The organism is Pseudothauera rhizosphaerae (assembly GCF_004801305.1).
Taxonomy (GTDB): Bacteria; Pseudomonadota; Gammaproteobacteria; order Burkholderiales; family Rhodocyclaceae; genus Pseudothauera; species Pseudothauera rhizosphaerae.
In genome coordinates this window covers 10,001-27,413 of the sequence record NZ_SSOD01000027.1, presented here as the reverse complement: position 1 = coordinate 27,413, position 17,413 = coordinate 10,001, and the positions used below count along the sequence as shown (strand labels likewise).

The window sequence follows — 17,413 nt, the reverse complement described above, 5'->3', positions numbered from 1 at the left end:
CCCTCGTCGCCTGCATGCGCGTCCTCCTCATTCGTCTGAACGCCATGATCCGCGACCAGACCACATGGAGAACGGGCGACCCCCTGTAAGCCTGAACGACAAATCTGCTGCAGACAGTTGCTCCCACTGAGGCGGGCTACGTCCCTCCGTCGAACGCCTCCAGCACCCGCAGCAGGCTGGACGTATCATCCCGCCCCCAGCCGCAGGCCATCAGGGCGTTGAGCTGCTGCCAGGTCTGCGCGGCGACGGGCAGGGGCGCGCCCAGGCGTTCCGCCTCATTCATCAGCAGGCCGAAGTCCTTGTGGTGCAGGCGGGCTTCGATGCCGGCGGAAAAATCCCGCTCCACCATGCGCCGGCCCATGACCTCCAGCACTTTCGACGCGGCCGAACCGCCCATCAGCGCGGTGCGCACCGCGGCCAGGTCCACGCCGTGGGCGCGGGCGAGATGCATGGCCTCGGCCCCGGCCTGGATGGCGTTGACCATGATCATCTGGTTGCAGGCCTTGGCCACCTGTCCTGCCCCGGCCTCGCCGATGTGTACGATGCGCCTGCCCAGGGCTTCCAGCAGCGGACGCACCTTCTCCAGCACCGCGGCCTCGCCGCCGGCCATGATGGCGAGCGTGGCCTCGCGGGCGCCCTGCTCGCCGCCGGAAACCGGCGCGTCCAGCCACCCCAGCCCTCGCTCGGCGTAGCGGGCGGCGAGACTGCGGGCGACCGCGGGGGCGATGGTGCTCATGTCCACGTGCACGGCGCCGGGGGCGAAGCCGTACGCCAGGCCGTCCGGCCCGAAGGCAAGCTGCTCCACGTCCGCGCTGCTGGTAACGATGGTGATCACCGCCTCGCAGCGCGCCGCCAGCGCGGCCGGCGTGGCGCACACGTGGGCGCCTCTCGCCGCCAGCGCGGCGGTGGCTTCCGGCCGACGCGCCCACACCGCCAGTTCGTGCCCGGCCGCGAGCAGATGGCCGGCCATGGGCGCCCCCATGACGCCCAGGCCGATGAACCCGACCTTCATGCGCCCTCCCCGCCGCTCATGCGTTCCAGAAGCTTCAGCATGGCGATGGAGTCGTCCTCGCCCAGGCCGCTGCCCACCAGGGCGTTGAACATCTGCGCGGTGGCGGCCGAGGACGGCAGCGCGAGGCCCAGGCGATGCGCCTCTTCCATGACGATGCGCATGTCCTTCTGGTGCATCCAGGCCTTGAAACCGGGCTTGAAGTTGCGGTCCAGCATGCGCTGGCCGTGGTTTTCCAGGATGCGCGAGTAGGCAAAGCCGCCCAGCAGGGCCTCGCGCACCTTGCCCGCATCCACGCCGCTGCGGGTGGCGAAGTTGAGCGCCTCGGCCACCGCCGCCACGCCCACGCCGGTGAGGATCTGGTTGCAGGCCTTGGCGACCTGGCCGGCGCCGGAAGAGCCGATCAGCGTCACCGACTTGCCGATGGCCTCGAAGGCGGGCTTCACGCGCTCGAAGGCAGTGGCGTCACCCCCCACCATGATGGTGAGCGAGCCGGCGATGGCGCCCACCTCGCCACCGGACACGGGCGCGTCCAGCATGGCCACGCCGCGCTCGGCCAACCCGGCGGCGATGCGCTGAGCCGCGGCCGGGGCGATGGTGCTCATGTCCACGTGGATGTGGCTGCTGCCGGCCCCGTCGGCCACGCCGTCCGGGCCCAGGGTGACCTGCTCCACGTCCGGCGCGTCCGCCACCATGCTGATGGTCACCGCGGCGCGGCGGGCCACCTCGGCGGCGCTGGCGCAATCGCCGGCGCCGGCTTCCTGCAGCGGCTGCATGGACTCGCGCCGGCGGCTCCACACGTGCACCGTGTGGCCGGCCTTGATCAGGTTGAGCGCCATCGGGCGCCCCATCAGCCCCAGGCCGATGAAACCGACTTCCATTCCGTTCTCCTCTCTGGCTGGCAAGGGTGTTCGGGCGGATAATCGCCCGCATGACCTACGCCCCAATCATCAAGGAAATCGGCCGAGGCGCCAAGGGCGCGCGGCCGCTGGACGCCGCCGCGGCGGAAGCCGTGTTCGCCGACATGCTGGACGGCAAGGTGCCGGACCTGGAACTGGGCGCCATCGTCATGGCGCTGCGCATCAAGAGCGAAGCGGCCGACGAACTGCTCGGCTTCAAGCGCGCGCTGGATGCGCGCACGCCCCAGGTGGCGGTGCTGTCCGGCCCGCGCTGCGTGGTGCTGCCCACCTACAACGGCGCGCGCCGGCAGGCCAACCTGATGCCGCTGGTGGCCCTGCTGCTGGCGCGGAAAGGCGTGCCGGTGCTGATCCACGGCCGCCACGATTTCGAAAGCCGCACCAGCCCCTTCGAACTGCTGGCCGCGCTGGACATCCATCCGGTGGCCGATGCCACGGCGGCCGGTGCGGAACTGGCCGCCGGACGCATCGCCTGCCTGAAGCTCGACACCCTGCTGCCGGGGCTGGACCGCCTGCTCGCCCTGCGCCTGCGCATGGGCGTGCGCGGCACCGCCCACACCATGGCCAAGCTCGTCGATCCCTGCCGCGGACGCAGCGTGCGCGTGGTGGCGGTGACCCACCCGGAGTACCTGGAGCGCATGCACCATTTCCTGTGTGCGGACGGCGGGCACGCCATGCTGCTGCGCGGCACCGAGGGCGAAACCTACGCCAACCCGCGCCGGCGCCCGGAGATGAAGGTGTTCGAGGACGGCGCCGCACGCGTCGCCTGGCCCGCCGAGGAAGGTGGCGCCCCGCCGCTGGCGGACCTGCCGGACTGCCCTGGCGTGGCGGACAATGCCGCGCTGATCCGCGCCATGCTGGAAGGACGCAGCCCCGTTCCCGCCCCGGTGCGCGAGCAGGTGGAAACGCTGGCGGCGCTGGCGCAGGCATGAACGGAACTACTCCCTCCCCTTCAAGGGGGCGCAGGCGGGGTTTCGCAGAGCACTGCTCTGCGCCGCCGGAGCGGCGGAGCGAAGCGGAGACTCCCGGGCTGAGCAATTCGCTCCCTCCCCTTCAAGGGGAGGGCTGGGGTGGGGATGGGTTCATTGCCGGGCTGAACGGAAACCCATCCCCCTCCTGACCTCCCTCTTGAAGGGGGAGGAACGAAGTGCCCCATTTCCGGCGCCGACAGCCTAAAATGAGCAGCTTTAACCGACCGGAACCCGCGCCGATGCTCTCGCGCCTCTCCGCCCGTACCCTCTTCCTGCTGCTGTTCCTGTTCTGCGCCGGCCTGCTCGGCTTCGGCCTCTACCTGCAGCATTTCCGCGGCCTGGAGCCGTGCCCGATGTGCATCATGCAGCGCTACGCGCTGGCGCTGGTGGGCCTGGTGGCGCTCGCGGGCGCCCTGCACGGCCCGCGCAACGGCGGCGCGCGCATCTACGGGGCGCTGATCCTGCTCATCGCCATCGCGGGGGGCGGCGTGGCGGCGCGGCAAAGCTGGATCCAGCTCTACCCGCCGGCGATCCCCGAGTGCGGCCCGGGACTGGAATACATGCTGGAAAGCTTCGGCCTGACCCAGGCCCTGCCGATGATCTTCCGCGGCGCGGGCGACTGCACCGCCATCGACTGGACCTTCCTCGGCCTGTCCATCGCCAACTGGTCGCTGCTGAGCTTCGCGCTGATCCTGCTGCTGGCCGGCCACCTGATCGTGCGCCGCCAGGTCCGGCGCTGGTACTAGCCCAGCACCTGCACGATGGCGCCGCCGATCTCGTAGCGCCCGCCCCCCAGGGCGTGGCAGCGCTTGACCTCCAGCCGCGCCACCAGCGGCGCCGCGCCGGTAGGTGAGCTCACCGACACGCGCAGCACTTCCGCCTCGCCGGGCACGTAGGTGGACCGCAGCGTCATGCCGCCCACGCTCAGTTCGACGCATTCGGCCTCCACCGTGTCGCCGCCGGGCAGGTGGATGGCGGCGGGGCAGGACATCGGGATGCGCCGGTCCAGCCGGCGTTCGGGCGGTGCGCTGCGGTCGTTCATGAGACATGGCGGCGGAATGGCGACCGGGAGATTGTAGCCTCCCGCGCCGGGATTCCGTCATCGGCACACGATGCCGCACAAGAACCAAAGGGCGGCCCGCAGGCCGCCCCTTTCGCACATGCGGGTCCGCTTCCGCCCTATCGCCCCTGGATGGATCCGGCGGGAAGGGCCTCGCCCGTACCGTTGCCGGGCTGGGGCGCGGCGTACCCCGCCGCGCGCATCGCCTCGGCGAACACCACCTCCTTGTCGATCTGCAGCGGACTGGGCCCTTCGGGCGGGCAGATGGATGCCGGGTCGTCGGGGTTGCCTTCATATCCCAGGTCGGCCGGTGCGGGCAGATCCTCCCGCGCCACATTCAGCGCGCGCAGCAGGTGGCCCATGCCGGCCAGCGTGCGCGCCTGGGCGACGAACTGGTCCGTGGCGGCGGCCACGTAGGCGCGCCGCGCCTGGAAGTATTCGTTCTCCGTATCCAGCAGGTCGAGCAGCGTGCGCTGGCCGATGTCGAACTGGCGGCGGTAGGCTTCCCGTGCCTTCTCGATGGACAACTGGTGCTGGTCCAGGTAGCGCAGTTGCTCTTCCAGGCGCTGCACGTCGTTGTAGGCGATGGACAGGGTCTGGCGCAGGTCGCGGCAGGCCTTCTCGCGCAGATCCTTGGCCTGGTTGAGGGCCTCGCCCGCCTGGCGTATGCGCGCGGCGTCCGAACCGCCGCGGAACAGGTTGTAGGTGAGCACCAGCGCCACCACGCCGTCGCGGGAGGTGCCGCTGACGTTCTCCAGGTTGCGGTCCACTGCCTGGCTCGCGCGCAGGTCCAGGCGCGGATGGTAGGCGGCGCGGCGGGCATCCACCTGGGCCTGGCCGGACTGCACGTTCTGCTGCGCGGCGGCGAGCGCCGGGCTGGCGGCGAAGGCTTCGCGCAGCGCGCCGGCCACGCCCGCCGGCAGGGGGCCGCTGCCCAGCCGCGGGCCGGCGGCGGGCAGTTCCTCCGGCGGCGTGCTGCCGACGATGCGCTGGTAGCGGGCGCTCACGTCGTGCAGGTTGGAGACTTCCGTGAGCAGGTTGGATTCGGCCAGGGCCAGGCGGCCGGTGGCCTGCTCCAGGTCCACCCGGCGGCCCACGCCGGCACCGGTGCGCTCGGCGATCTGCTGGTGGATCTGGCGGTGCTGCACGTAGTTTTCCTGGGCCAGGCGCACCAGTTCGCGGTAGCGCAGCACGTCGGCGTAGGCGCGCAGGGCTTCCAGTGCGGCATTTTCGGACGCATCCACCAGTTCGAAGTAGCGCGCCAGCTTGGCGTGCCCGAGGCGCGCCACTTCGCTGCGGGTGAAGAAGCCGTCGTACACCATCTGGTTCAGGGACAGGGTGGCGTTGCGGTGGGAGTAGCTGTCCGTGCCCAGCCCCGGCCGGGTGCGGCGCTCGCGCCCGGTGCTGGCGGTGAGGTCCAGTTGCGGCAGATAGCCGCCGCGCGCCACGTCCTGCTCCTCCTCGGAGGCGCGGAAGGCATGCCAGCCGGCCTGCACTTCGGGGTTGGCGACCACGGCGCTGCGGGCGGCGTCGCGCAGCGCTTCGGGAACCTGGGCGACGGCCAGCGCGGGCAGGCTCGCGCACACCGCCGTGGCGATCACTTTACGGAACATCGGCATGGCTTTTCCATCGGGAGGTGAATTCGGCCGGCCAGGGCGCCCAGCCGGTGCTCAATTTGGGTCGAGAAATGATAGGCAGGAGTCACTGCAGCCTATGCCAACTATTCGATGCTTTCCAAAAAAAACCACGGCCTGGCGGCCCCGCAAGGCCATAATTCGGCGATCTCGCCTTTCATACGGGTCCGATGCGCCGACGTCGTCCGAACGATCCCGCGACAGCCTCGCGACAGGGCATCGCGTCCAGGTTCAGCGCCTGGGCGGCGTGCTGCCTGGGCGCCGTGCTGCTGGCCGGCGCCGGTATGGCCGCGCCCGACTTCGACCGCCTGCGCCAACTGGCCGTATCCCGCTACGGTGCCCAGGCCGGCAGCGGCGTGGACGCCTGGCGCGCGATGATGAGCGACGCCGCCGCCCTGGAGGAGACGGCCCGCCTCGAACGGGTGAACACCTTCTTCAACCGCCGCATCGCCTTCGAGGACGATGTCGTGGTGTGGTCGGAGAAGGACTATTGGGCCACGCCGCTGGAAACCATGGGCAAGGGCGCGGGCGACTGCGAGGATTTCTCCATCGCCAAGTACGCCACCCTGCGCGAACTGGGCATCCCCGACGAACGCCTGCGCCTGATCTACGTGCGCGCCCAGATCGGCGGCCCCCAAAGCGGCGTCAGCCAGGCCCACATGGTGCTGGGCTATTACGCCACGCCGGAATCCGAGCCGCTGATCCTGGACAACCTGGTGGGCGAGATCCGCCCGGCGGCGCGCCGCCCGGACCTGTTCCCGGTGTTCAGCTTCAACAGCGACGGGATGTGGGTCGGCGGCGCTTCGGCCTCGTCGGCCGACCCCACCACCCGGCTGTCGCGCTGGCGCGACGTGCTGGAACGCATGCGCAGGGAGGGGCTGCAATGATCCCTGCGCCCCCGAATCACCCCCTGCTTCACGGTCATGGCGGCCTCCCCTCCACGACCGTGCAGGCCGCCCTGACCGTTTCCCTCACCCCCGGCCCCTCTCCCGCAAGCGGGAGAGGGGAGTTTCGTGAGCCGCTTTGCGGCTTTCGCGGTATCGGAGCATTCAAGCCATGTCACTGATCAAGCAACTGTGGATCGCCATCTTCGTGGTCATGACCCTCGCCTTCGGCAGCAGCCTGGTGGTGAGCACGCTCTCGGCGCGCCACTACCTGTCCCAGCAGGTGTCGCTGAAGAACGTGGACAACGCCACCTCGCTGGCCCTGGCGCTGTCGCAGATGCCCAAGGACCCGGTCACCGTGGAACTGCAGGTGGCCGCGCAGTTCGATACCGGGCACTACCGCCTGATCCGCCTGGCCGACCCCCATGGCCAGGTCATCGTGGAGCGCGGGAACGACGGCGATGCCATCGGTGCGCCGGAATGGTTCGCCCGCCTGGTGCCCATCGAGACCCACCCCGGCATCGCCCAGGTGCAGGACGGCTGGCGCCAGTACGGCACCCTGTCGCTGGAAAGCCACACCCGCTACGCCTACCAGTCCCTGTGGGAAGGCACGCTGCTGCTGCTGGTGTGGTTCGTCGCCGGGGCGGCCATCACCGGCATCGCCGGCACCCTGCTGCTCAAGTACATCACCCGCCCGCTGGGACGCGTGGTGGAACAGGCCGAAGCCATCGGCGGGCGCCGCTTCGTCACCACCGAGGAGCCCAACACCACCGAGTTCCGCAGCGTGGTGCGGGCCATGAATGCCCTGTCCGAACGGGTGCATGCCATGCTGGCGGAAGAATCCCGCCGTCTGGAACAACTGCGCCGGCAGAGCCAGTGCGACGAACTCACCGGGCTCGCCAACCGCACCCATTTCCTCAACCTGCTCGACGCCGCGCTCACCCGCGACGATGCGGAAAGCGGTGGCACGCTGGCCATCGTGCGCCTGCGCGACCTGGCCGGCATCAACCGGCAACTGGGCCGGCAGGATACGGACCGCCTGCTGCGGGACATCGCCCAGGCCCTGCAGACGCTGGCCGAAGCCCATTCCGGCTGGGAAGCGGGGCGCCTCAACGGCAGCGACTTCACCCTGCTCGCCGGCGGGGCCGCCGATGCCGATGCGGTCGGCGCGGAACTGGGCGCCGCCCTCCACCCGCTGCAGGACCAATGGCAGGCGCGCATCGCCGTGGCGCTGCCGACGGGCCTCAGCGCCTACAAGCCCAGCGAGGGCCGCGGCGCGCTGCTCGCCCGCATCGACGGCGCGCTCGCCGCCGCCGAACAGGCCGGCGAGCGCGCGCTGCAGGTGGCCCCGGCCACGGGCGAAGCACCCGTCCACGCCAGCCTGGCCGACTGGCGCCGCGCGCTCGATGCGGCGCTGGTGCGCGACGGCGTGCAACTGGCGCTCTACCCCGCCGTCGCCACCGACGGCTCGCTGCTGCATTTCGAAGCACCTATGCGCCTGCGGCTCGATGGTGAATGGCAGCGCGCCGGCTACTTCATGCCGTGGGCGGCCCGCCTGGGGATGATGGGCCGCCTCGACGCCGCCGTGGTGCGCGCCGCGCTGGACCGCATCGCGCAGGAAGGCCAGCCCATCGGCATCAACCTCTCGCCCGAGGCGCTGTGCGACGCGAACTTCCGCACCGAACTGTTCACCATCCTGCAGGAGCGCCCCGCGCTCACCGCCAGGCTGTGGATCGAGGTGCCCGAATACGGCGTGCTGCGCCACCTGGCGGAGTTCCGCGCCCTGTGCCTGGCGCTGCGGCCGCTGGACTGCAAGCTCGGCATCGAGCACGTGGGCCACCGCGTCGACCGCATCGGCGACCTGCACGACCTCGGCCTGGACTACATCAAGGTGGATGCCTCCATGGTGCGCGGCATCGACACCGACACCGGCAACCAGAACTTCGTGCGCGGCCTGTGCGTGGTGGCCCACGCCATCGGCCTCGTCGTCATCGCCGAAGGTGTCGGCAGCGACGCCGAACGGAACACCCTCGCCACCCTGGGCCTGGACGGCGCCACCGGCCCCGGGGTGGAGTGGCCGGGGAAGGATTCGTAGGTTACCCACGGCCGCTCCTTCCCCTTCAAGGGGGGATAGGCGGGGTTTCGCAGAGCATCGCGCTGCGCCGCCGGAGCGAAGCAGAGATTCCCGGGTTGGGGTGTATGTACTCCCTCCCCTTCAAGGGGAGGGTTGGGGTGGGGATGGGTTTATCGGCAGGCTGAACCGAAACCCATCCCCCTCCTGACCTCCCCCTTGAAGGGGGAGGAAGAAAGCGCGGCTCTCACACCAGCTTGTCGTCCTCGTCGAGCAGGTTCAACTGGCGGATGGACGCCCGCGCGCTGCGGCGCGCACTGAGTTTTTCCTGCGCAGGCTCCGGCAGATCGGTGAAGCGGATCACCCCGCGCTCGATCAGGAGATCGATGACGTCCTCCAGCACCCGCACCAGCGCGAGGTCGGAAATGGCCAGCTTCTCCCCGCTGACCAGCCCCTGGCAGAACAGCACCACCTCCGGTTCGTGGCCCGTCATCTTTTCCCACTCCGGTCCCTCGGACTTCAGGCTCGCGGCCGTGATGTGCGCCTCTTCGTCGCGTTTGATGTAGATCATCGGATATCCCCAAGGCAAGGCCCTTCCCGCCGGACGGCGGGAAGGGCCTCGCAATCCTGCATACGCTTACAGCTTAATCGACGATGAGCTTGTTGGCAGCCTGCAACTGTTCGAGCGTGAGCTGCACACCTTCCAGCACGATCACCTGGTCGGCCACGCCGGCATCGGCAAATGCTCCGCTGGTGCTGACCTGGACCACGGTGTTGCCGCCCTCCTGGCCCACTTGCAGGTAGTTGCCCAGGTCCTCGGACGTCCCGTCGTAGTTCTGGAGCAGGTCGCGCAGGTCGAGGGCATCGCCCTGATCGAGGCTGAAGTCCTTCACCGTGTCGGTGGCCGGCGCAGCGGAAGTGCCCGCGTCGGCCAGATTCCACTGGAACACGTCCGCACCGGCGCCGCCGTACAGGGTATCGTCGCCCTCCCCGCCGATCAGCGTGTCGTTGCCGCCCTGGCCGTAGATGATGTCGTTGCCGGCACCACCATCCAGGACGTCGTGGCCGCCGCGGGTGTCGCCGGCCACGTTGAACTCCTCGTGGTGATCGCGCAGGTAGGTATAGATGTCCGCATCCGTGGGCGGCTCGCCGTTCAGGGCCTGCAGGTAGGCCTTGAGCGCCTTGACGCCGGAGCCGTCGGGCAGGCTTTCCGGCCTGCCGCCCAGGGAGCTCCAGTCCAGGCCGTCGGTGTTGATGACGTCGCCGAAGATGATGTCGTCGCCGGCGCCGCCATAGACCGTATCTTCACCCGCCGCTTCCAGATCCAGCTCGGACGAACCGCCCTGCAGCGCGGCGGCCAGGTCGTCGGCGGAATGCACGATGTCTACCGTACCGCCCGGGCCGGTCACGAGGTCCGGGCTACGCTGTTCAATATTGTCGATGTCCACCCGGTAATCGTTGCGGGACGAATTGTCTTCGACCGTGAACACGAACCGGTAAGTACCGGCGTCCACACTGTCCGTAGTGACCGTGCCGTCGCTGTTTCGGGTGCCGGAAGATACCGTCTCCCAATCAGCCCCATTCAGGCGCTGGACTTCCCACCGGAAGGAGTCGCCACTGCTGCGGCCGTTATGACCCACGTCGAACCGGAAATGGGTGCCATCCACCACCACCTCGAACGCACGGCTCTCGACTATCGCCGGCTGACCGCCATTATCGGAAGTGTCATCGATGCGTAGATTGCGGTTGTAGGTCCCCTGGAGGGAAACCACCCCATCACTACCCTCCCGCACCGTCCAGTCACTCAATGCCCCGAGCGGTCCCGGACCACCACTGTTGAACGTCGCGAGGTCGGTAGTGACCGTACCAAAAGCAACACTGTGTTGCCCCGTCACATCGGTGTTATCGAAGAACTTCAGGTACTCCTCATTGATACCCTCGCCAATGCCGATGGCCTTGACCGTACTGATGTCGCCGAGCGCCTCGAAGGCGTCGATGGACTGGCGCAGCGTCTCGGCGTTGGTCGAACTGCCGCTACCCCCCTGGCTGCTGCCGTCGAGGTAATAGGTCGGGTCGCCGTCCGTGAGGAAATAGGTCAGGTTGTGGTCCGCCGCGGGCTGGCTGTCGAACCATTCGACGGTCTCGTTGAAGCCCGCTTCGTAGTTGGTCCCCCCGTTGGCCCGCAGCGCGTCGATGGCGTCGTAGAGGTCATTCAGGTCATCCTCCCCGAAGCCCTCGATGCTGATCTTGACCGACGTCTGGCTGTTGCCCGCGAAGCCGATCAGCGCGATGTTGATGGTGCCGTCATGCCCCGTGAGGCTATCGACAAAGTTCTTCAGCGCCGCCTTGGTCAGCGCCATCCGGGTCGAGTCGCCCATTCTGTCGCCCATACTGCCGGAGGTATCCACCAGCAGGGCGATGTTGTAGCTGTCCCCCGGATTGTCGATGATCTCGGAGCCGCCCTGGTCGGCCAGCACCACGTCGTTGCCGCCACCGGCCACGATGGTGGAGTCGTCGTTGTCATTCTTGAGCAGTTGCTCCTGGGAAAGCGCCACTTCCCCCGCACCCACCAGGTTCTCGAAGTTGCCGCCGGAAACGGAGGAGATGGTCACGGTTTCCGCGCCGCCTTCCATGTCACCGGCCCCGTAGGCCACGGTCACGCTACCCGAGCTGGCACCGCCGGCGATGGTGATCTGCTGCCCGTTGGACAGGTTCACCGTCACCGGATGGCCATCGGCCGCGGGTTCGCCGAGGGTCACGGTGAATTCCACCGAACCGCCATTGATGGGCACTTCGCCGGTGTTCGCAGTGAGGGTGGCGGAAACGGCATCGATGGTGTCGGCCACCGTCACCGTGGCGGTATCGGTGGTGTCCAGTGCCTCGAAGTTCCCGCCCGTGGTGCCGGTGATCGACACCGGGTAGCTGCCGGCGTCCAGATACACGTCTTCGGCGTTGGCCACTGCGAAGGAGGTGGACGTGCCGGTGGTCTGGCCCACGCCAATGGTGATCGTGGCGCCGTTGCTGAGCGTGATCACCAGCGGGCTGCCGGTCACGGCCGCGCCCACCGTGGCGGTGATGGTGGCCGTGCCGCCCTCGGCGGCCGTCGCGTCGCCCAGGGTGATCGCGGTGGTGTCGGTGGTGTCGGTAATCGTCACCGTGGCCGTGGCGGGGCTGATCTGCAGGTCTTCGAAAGTGGCATCCGGCACCGTGGCGCCGGTCACCGACAGCTCGACGGTGTCGCCGTCCTTGTAGACGTCGTCGCCCTGCGCCGGTAGTTGATACTGGGCTTCGGTTTCGCCGGCCGCGATCGTGACCGTGTCGCCGTTGCTCAACGTCACAGTGAGATTCTTGTCGAGCGCCTGGCTCACGCTCACCGTGAAGCTCGGCTGCTGGGCTTCGGTCACGTCGCCGTCGCTGACGATGCTTACCGTCACGGTGTCGGTAGTGTCGCTCACCGTGACCGTGGCGGTGTCGCTGATATCCAGCGCTTCGTAGTTGCCGCCCGTGGTGCCCGTGATGGACACCGTGTAGCTTTCGCCGTCGTTGTAGACGTCGTCGCCCTGCACGGCGAACGCGGTGGACGTACCCGTGGTTTCACCCACGCCGATGGTGATGGTGGCGCCATTGGACAGGGTGATCACCAGCGGGCTCTCGGTCACGGCCGCGCCCACCGTGGCGGTGATGGTGGCCGTGCCGGTGCCTTCGTCGACGCTTACGTCGGAAAGCGTGATCGCGGTGGTGTCCGTAGTGTCGGTGACCGTCACCGTGGCGGTGTCGCTGGTGTCCAGTGCTTCGAAGTTGCCGCCCGAAGTGCCCGTGATGGACACCGTATAGCTTTCGCCGTCGTTGTAGACGTCGTCGGCCTGAACGGCGAACGCGGTGGACGTGCCCGTGGTTTCACCCACGCCGATGGTGATGGTAGCGCCGTTGGACAGCGTGATTACCAGCGGGCTGTCGGTCACGGCCGCGCCCACCGTGGCGGTGATCGTAGCCGTGCCAGCGCCTTCGTCCACGCTCACGTCGGAAAGCGTGATCGTGGTGGTGTCCGTGGTATCGGTCACCGTCACCGTCGCCACCGTCGGGTCGAACACCAGGTCTTCGAAAGTGGCATCCGGCACCGTGGCGCCGGTCACCGAAAGTTCGACGGTGTCGCCGTCCTTGTAGACATCGTCGCCCTGCGCCGGCAGTTCGTACAGTGCTTCAGTGGAGCCCGCCACAATCGTCACCGTGTCGCCGTTGCTCAGCGTCACCGTCAGGTCCCGGTCGAGCGCTTCGCTCACCTGCACCGTGAAGCCCGGCTGTTCGGCTTCGGTCACGTCACCGTTGGCGACAATGCTCACCGTCACCGTGTTCGTGGTGTCGGACACCGTGACCGTGGCGGTGTCGCTGGTGTCCAGCGCTTCGTAGTTGCCGCCCGTGGTGCCGGTGATGGAGACCGAGTAGCTTTCGCCGTCGTTGTAGACGTCGTCGCCCTGCACGGCGAACGCGGTGGAGGTACCCGTGGTCTCGCCCACGCCGATGGTGATGGTGGCACCGTTGGACAGCGTGATCACCAGCGGGCTTTCGGTGACGGCCGCGCCCACCGTGGCGGTGATCGTGGCCGTACCCGCGCCTTCGTCGACGCTCACGTCGGAGAGCGTGATCGCCGTGGTGTCGGGGGTGTCGGTGACCGTCACCGTGGCGGTGTCGGTGGTGTCCAGCGCTTCGTAGTTGCCGCCCGAGGCGCCGGTGATGGAGACTTCGTAACTTTCGCCGTCGTTGTAGACGTCGTCGCCCTGGACGGCGAACTCGGTGGACGTGCCGGTGGTTTCACCCACGCCGATGGTGATCGTGGCGCCATTGCTGAGTGTGATCACCAGCGGAGCGCCGGTCACGGCCGCACCTACCGTCGCGGTGATCGAGACCGTGCCGGTGCCTTCGTCGACGCTCACGTCGGAGAGCGTGATCGCGGTGGTATCGACAGTGTCGCTCACCGTCACCGTCGCCACCGTCGGGTCGAGCACCAGGTCCTCGAAAGTGGCATCCACCACCGAGGCGTCGCTCACCGACAGTTCGACGGTGTCGCCGTCCTTGTAGACGTCGTCACCCTGCGCCGGCAGTTCGTACAGTGCTTCGGTGGAACCCGCCACAATCGTCACCGTGTCGCCGTTGCTCAGCGTCACCGTGAGATCCCGGTCGAGCGCTTCGCTCACCTGCACCGTGAAGCCCGGCTGTTCGGCTTCGGTCACGTCGCCGTTGGCGACGATGCTCACCGTCACCGTATCGGTGGTATCGCTCACCGTGACCGTGGCGGTGTCGGTGGTGTCCAGCGCTTCGAAGTTGCCGCCCGTGGTGCCGGTGATGGAGACCTCGTAGCTCTCGCCGTCCACATACACGTCTTCGCCCTGGACGGCGAACGCGGTGGAGGTACCCGTGGTCTCGCCCACCCCGATGGTGATCGTCGCGCCGTTACTGAGCGTGATCACCAGGGGGCTGTCGGTCACGGCCGCACCCACCGTGGCGGTGATCGTGGCCGTGCCGGTGCCTTCGTCGACACTCACGTCGGAGAGCGTGATCGCGGTGGTGTCGGGGGTGTCGGTGACCGTCACCGTGGCGGTGTCGCTGGTATCCAGCGCTTCGAAGTTGCCGCCCGAAGTGCCCGTGATGGACACCTCGTAGCTTTCGCCGTCGTTGTAGACGTCGTCGCCCTGCACGGCGAACGCGGTGGACGTGCCCGTGGTCTCGCCCACCCCGATGGTGATCGTGGCGCCGTTGGACAGCGTGATTACCAGCGGGCTGTCCGTCACAGCCGCGCCCACCGTGGCAGTGATCGTGGCCGTGCCCACGCCTTCGTCGACGCTCACATCAGAAAGCGTGATCGCGGTGGTGTCCGTGGTGTCGGTGACCGTCACCGTGGCGGTGTCGGTGGTGTCCAGCGCTTCGAAGTTACCGCCCGTGGTGCCCGTGATGGACACCGTGTAGCTCTCGCCGTCGTTGTAGACGTCGTCGCCCTGCACGGCGAACTCGGTGGACGTACCCGTGGTCTCGCCCACACCGATGGTGATCGTCGCGCCGTTGCTGAGTGTGATCACCAGCGGGCTGTCGGTCACGGCCGCGCCCACCGTGGCGGTGATCGTGGCCGTACCCGCGCCTTCGTCGACGCTCACGTCGGAGAGCGTGATCACCGTGGTATCGACAGTGTCACTCACCGTCACCGTAGCGGTATCGCTGGTGTTCAGCGCTTCGTAGTTGCCGCCCGTGGTGCCGGTGATGGACACCTCGTAACTTTCGCCGTCGTTGTAGACGTCGTCGCCCTGCACAGCGAACGCGGTGGACGTGCCGGTGGTTTCACCCACCCCGATGGTGATCGTCGCGCCGTTGCTGAGCGTGATCACCAAGGGGCTGTCGGTCACGGCCGCGCCCACTGTGGCAGTGATGGTGGCCGTGCCGATGCCTTCGTCGACGCTCACGTCGGAAAGCGTGATCGCAGTGGTATCAACAGTGTCGCTCACCGTCACCGTGGCGGTGTCGGTGGTGTCCAGCGCTTCGAAGTTGCCGCCCGTGGTGCCGGTAATGGAGAGCTCGTAACTTTCGCCGTCGTTGTAAACGTCGTCGGCCTGGACGGCGAACGCGGTGGACGTGCCGGTGGTCTCGCCCACACCGATGGTGATGGTGGCACCGTTGGACAGCGTGATCACCAGCGGGCTCTCGGTCACGGCCGCACCCACCGTGGCAGTAATCGTGGCCGTGCCGGTGCCTTCGTCGACGCTCACGTCGGAGAGTGTGACCGCCGTGGTATCGACAGTGTCGCTCACCGTCACCGTGGCGGTATCGCTGGTGTCCAGCGCTTCGAAGTTGCCGCCCGTGGTGCCGGTGATGGAGACCGCGTAGCTCTCGCCGTCCACATACACGTCGTCGCCCTGCACGGTGAACTCGGTGGACGTGCCCGTTGTTTCGCCCACGCCGATGGTAATCGTCGCGCCGTTACTGAGCGTAATCACCAGCGGACTGTCGGTCACGGCCGCGCCCACCGTGGCGGTGATCGTGGCCGTGCCGGTGCCTTCATCGACGCTCACGTCGGAGAGCGTGATCGCGGTGGTATCGACAGTGTCACTCACCGTCACCGTGGCGGTATCGCTGGTGTCCAGCGCTTCGTAGTTGCCGCCCGTGGTGCCGGTGATGGAGACCGCGTAGCTCTCGCCATCCACATACACGTCTTCGCCCTGGACGGCGAACGCGGTGGAGGTACCCGTGGTTTCACCGATGCCGATGGTGACCGTGGCGCCATTGCTGAGCGTAATCACCAGCGGACTGTCGGTCACGGCCGCGCCCACCGTGGCAGTGATCGTGGCCGTGCCGGTGCCTTCGTCGACGCTCACATCGGAGAGCGTGATCGCGGTGGTGTCCGTGGTGTCACTCACCGTCACCGTGGCGGTGTCGGTGGTGTCCAGCGCCTCGAAGTTACCGCCCGAAGTGCCCGTGATAGACACCTCGTAGCTCTCACCGTCCACATACACGTCGTCGGCCTGGACGGCGAACTCGGTGGACGTGCCGGTGGTTTCACCCACACCGATGGTGATCGTGGCGCCGTTACTGAGCGTGATCACCAGCGGGCTGCCGGTCACGGCCGCGCCCACCGTGGCGGTGATCGTGGCCGTGCCGGTACCTTCGTCCACGCTCACGTCGGACAGCGTGATCGCGGTGGTATCGACAGTGTCGCTTACCGTCACCGTAGCCACCGTCGGGTCGAGCACCAGGTCTTCGAACTCGGCGCCCACAACGGAAGCTCCGCTCACCGACAGTTCGACGGTGTCGCCGTCTTCATAGACGTCGTCGCCCTGGGCCGGCAGTTCGTAGAGCGCCTCGGTGGAGCCTGCGGGGATCGTCACCGTGTCGCCATTGCTCAGCGTCACCGTCAGGTCCCGGTCGAGGGCTTCGCTCACCCGCACCGTGAAGCCCGGTTGTTCGGCTTCGGTCACGTCGCCGTTGGCGACGATGCTCACCGTCACCGTGTCGACGGTGTCTTCCACCGTGACCGTGGCGGTGTCACTGGTGACCACATCGTCGAATCCGCCGCCGCTCACGTCGGTGATCGACACCTGGTAGCTCTCGCCGTCCTTGTAGACGTCGTCGCCCTGGACCGGGAAAGGCGTGGAGGTGCCGGTGGTCTCGCCCACGCCGATGGTGATGGTGGCGCCGTTGGAGAGCGTGATCACCAGCGGGCTGCCGGTCACCGGCTTGTCGAGGGCGACGGTGATGGTGGCGGCCGGCTCGCCTTCGGAAACCGTGACGTCGCCCAGCGTTGCCGTGGCGATCACCGGGGGAACGGGGCTGGACGGGGTATCGCCCGATCCGGAGGAGTCCTGCGATTCCGCAATGCCTTCCCGCAGCTCTTCGTATTCCTCGATGGTGGCCGGATCGAACTGGAAGGCCAGCGGGTCGACCCCTTCCGTGATGCGCAGCAGGCGCACGAAGCTGCTGCCTTCGCCGCCGCCGCCGCCGCCGAGACCGGCCGCGGGGGCTTCGAGGACGTCATCCAGGTTGGCGCCGGTTTCCAGGGCCTGGATGACCTGCTCCACGGTGCCGTCGGCCAGGGCGGCGTCGGGAGCCTGCGGACGGGTGCCTTCCGAAAGTTCGGCGGTGACCGTGACGGTCTGCTGCTCGCCGATGGCGAGCAGTTCACCGTCCAGGGTGGCCAGTTCGACCCGGCCGCCGGCCGAGGTGACGATGGTTTCGCCTTCGAGCAGGGCATCGTCGGCCTTGAGGGGACGCATATTGCCTTCGGTATCGCGGGCGAAGGCGTGGCCGGTGACGGCGACGACGGTGGCGACGGGTTGGCTGGTGGCCATGATTCTCTCCTGAACTTTCGGGGTTGCGGGGCGGGGGCG

At 68.2% G+C, this 17,413-nt stretch carries 10 protein-coding genes; 4 read left to right on the top strand and 6 right to left on the bottom strand.

Features of this window, described 5'->3' with window-relative positions:
• Positions 1-136: 136 nt before the first annotated feature.
• Positions 137-1,012, bottom strand: coding sequence for an NAD(P)-dependent oxidoreductase (locus tag E6O51_RS21285; RefSeq protein ID WP_136387041.1), 876 nt, complete (start codon positions 1,010-1,012; stop codon positions 137-139).
• Positions 1,009-1,890: an NAD(P)-dependent oxidoreductase gene (locus tag E6O51_RS21280; protein WP_136387040.1), complete on the bottom strand. Its 882-nt coding sequence runs from the start codon at positions 1,888-1,890 to the stop codon at positions 1,009-1,011. Before E6O51_RS21280 ends, E6O51_RS21285 begins: the two co-directional genes overlap by 4 nt.
• Positions 1,891-1,940: 50 nt before the next feature.
• On the opposite strand from E6O51_RS21280, the gene ybiB reads away from it, so the two are divergent.
• Complete coding sequence (gene ybiB, locus E6O51_RS21275) at positions 1,941-2,858, top strand: DNA-binding protein YbiB (RefSeq protein WP_136387039.1); 918 nt, start codon at positions 1,941-1,943, stop codon at positions 2,856-2,858.
• Positions 2,859-3,103: 245 nt separating this feature from the next.
• Positions 3,104-3,643, top strand: coding sequence for a disulfide bond formation protein B (locus E6O51_RS21270; RefSeq protein ID WP_230976873.1), 540 nt, complete (start codon positions 3,104-3,106; stop codon positions 3,641-3,643).
• Here the strand turns inward: E6O51_RS21270 and E6O51_RS21265 are convergent.
• Together E6O51_RS21265 and E6O51_RS21260 are read right to left on the bottom strand one after the other, a co-directional pair.
• On the bottom strand, positions 3,640-3,939 hold the full coding sequence (locus E6O51_RS21265; RefSeq protein ID WP_136387038.1) for a PilZ domain-containing protein: 300 nt from the start codon (positions 3,937-3,939) through the stop codon (positions 3,640-3,642). The genes E6O51_RS21270 and E6O51_RS21265 overlap by 4 nt on opposite strands.
• A 137-nt stretch (positions 3,940-4,076) precedes the next feature.
• Positions 4,077-5,576 carry a TolC family outer membrane protein gene (locus E6O51_RS21260; RefSeq protein WP_136387037.1) on the bottom strand — a complete coding sequence of 500 codons (1,500 nt, stop codon included), beginning with the start codon at positions 5,574-5,576 and terminating at the stop codon, positions 4,077-4,079.
• A 299-nt stretch (positions 5,577-5,875) separates the two neighbouring features.
• Between E6O51_RS21260 and E6O51_RS21255 the strand changes: the two genes are divergently transcribed.
• Both E6O51_RS21255 and E6O51_RS21250 read left to right on the top strand, forming a co-directional pair.
• Positions 5,876-6,478: a transglutaminase-like cysteine peptidase gene (locus tag E6O51_RS21255; RefSeq protein WP_136387036.1), complete on the top strand. Its 603-nt coding sequence runs from the start codon at positions 5,876-5,878 to the stop codon at positions 6,476-6,478.
• Positions 6,479-6,647: 169 nt separating this feature from the next.
• A complete protein-coding gene (locus E6O51_RS21250) occupies positions 6,648-8,570 on the top strand; it encodes a bifunctional diguanylate cyclase/phosphodiesterase (protein ID WP_136387035.1) in 1,923 nt (640 codons plus the stop codon).
• Between the two features lie 223 nt (positions 8,571-8,793).
• Here the strand turns inward: E6O51_RS21250 and E6O51_RS21245 are convergent, their stop codons facing one another.
• Together E6O51_RS21245 and E6O51_RS21240 are read right to left on the bottom strand one after the other, a co-directional pair.
• On the bottom strand, positions 8,794-9,117 hold the full coding sequence (locus E6O51_RS21245) for a hypothetical protein (protein ID WP_136387034.1): 324 nt from the start codon (positions 9,115-9,117) through the stop codon (positions 8,794-8,796).
• Between the two features lie 73 nt (positions 9,118-9,190).
• Positions 9,191-17,374, bottom strand: coding sequence for a retention module-containing protein (locus E6O51_RS21240; RefSeq protein ID WP_136387033.1), 8,184 nt, complete (start codon positions 17,372-17,374; stop codon positions 9,191-9,193).
• Between the last annotated feature and the right edge of the window lie 39 nt (positions 17,375-17,413).

Bases quoted from the DNA above. Each gene is read 5' to 3' on its own strand.
- E6O51_RS21285 (WP_136387041.1), bottom strand. From the start codon at position 1,012: ATGAAGGTCGGGTTCATCGGCCTGGGCGTCATGGGGGCGCCCATGGCC.
- E6O51_RS21280 (WP_136387040.1), bottom strand. From the start codon at position 1,890: ATGGAAGTCGGTTTCATCGGCCTGGGGCTGATGGGGCGCCCGATGGCG.
- ybiB (WP_136387039.1), top strand. From the start codon at position 1,941: ATGACCTACGCCCCAATCATCAAGGAAATCGGCCGAGGCGCCAAGGGC.
- E6O51_RS21270 (WP_230976873.1), top strand. From the start codon at position 3,104: ATGAGCAGCTTTAACCGACCGGAACCCGCGCCGATGCTCTCGCGCCTC.
- E6O51_RS21265 (WP_136387038.1), bottom strand. From the start codon at position 3,939: ATGAACGACCGCAGCGCACCGCCCGAACGCCGGCTGGACCGGCGCATC.
- E6O51_RS21260 (WP_136387037.1), bottom strand. From the start codon at position 5,576: ATGCCGATGTTCCGTAAAGTGATCGCCACGGCGGTGTGCGCGAGCCTG.
- E6O51_RS21255 (WP_136387036.1), top strand. From the start codon at position 5,876: ATGGCCGCGCCCGACTTCGACCGCCTGCGCCAACTGGCCGTATCCCGC.
- E6O51_RS21250 (WP_136387035.1), top strand. From the start codon at position 6,648: ATGTCACTGATCAAGCAACTGTGGATCGCCATCTTCGTGGTCATGACC.
- E6O51_RS21245 (WP_136387034.1), bottom strand. From the start codon at position 9,117: ATGATCTACATCAAACGCGACGAAGAGGCGCACATCACGGCCGCGAGC.
- E6O51_RS21240 (WP_136387033.1), bottom strand. From the start codon at position 17,374: ATGGCCACCAGCCAACCCGTCGCCACCGTCGTCGCCGTCACCGGCCAC.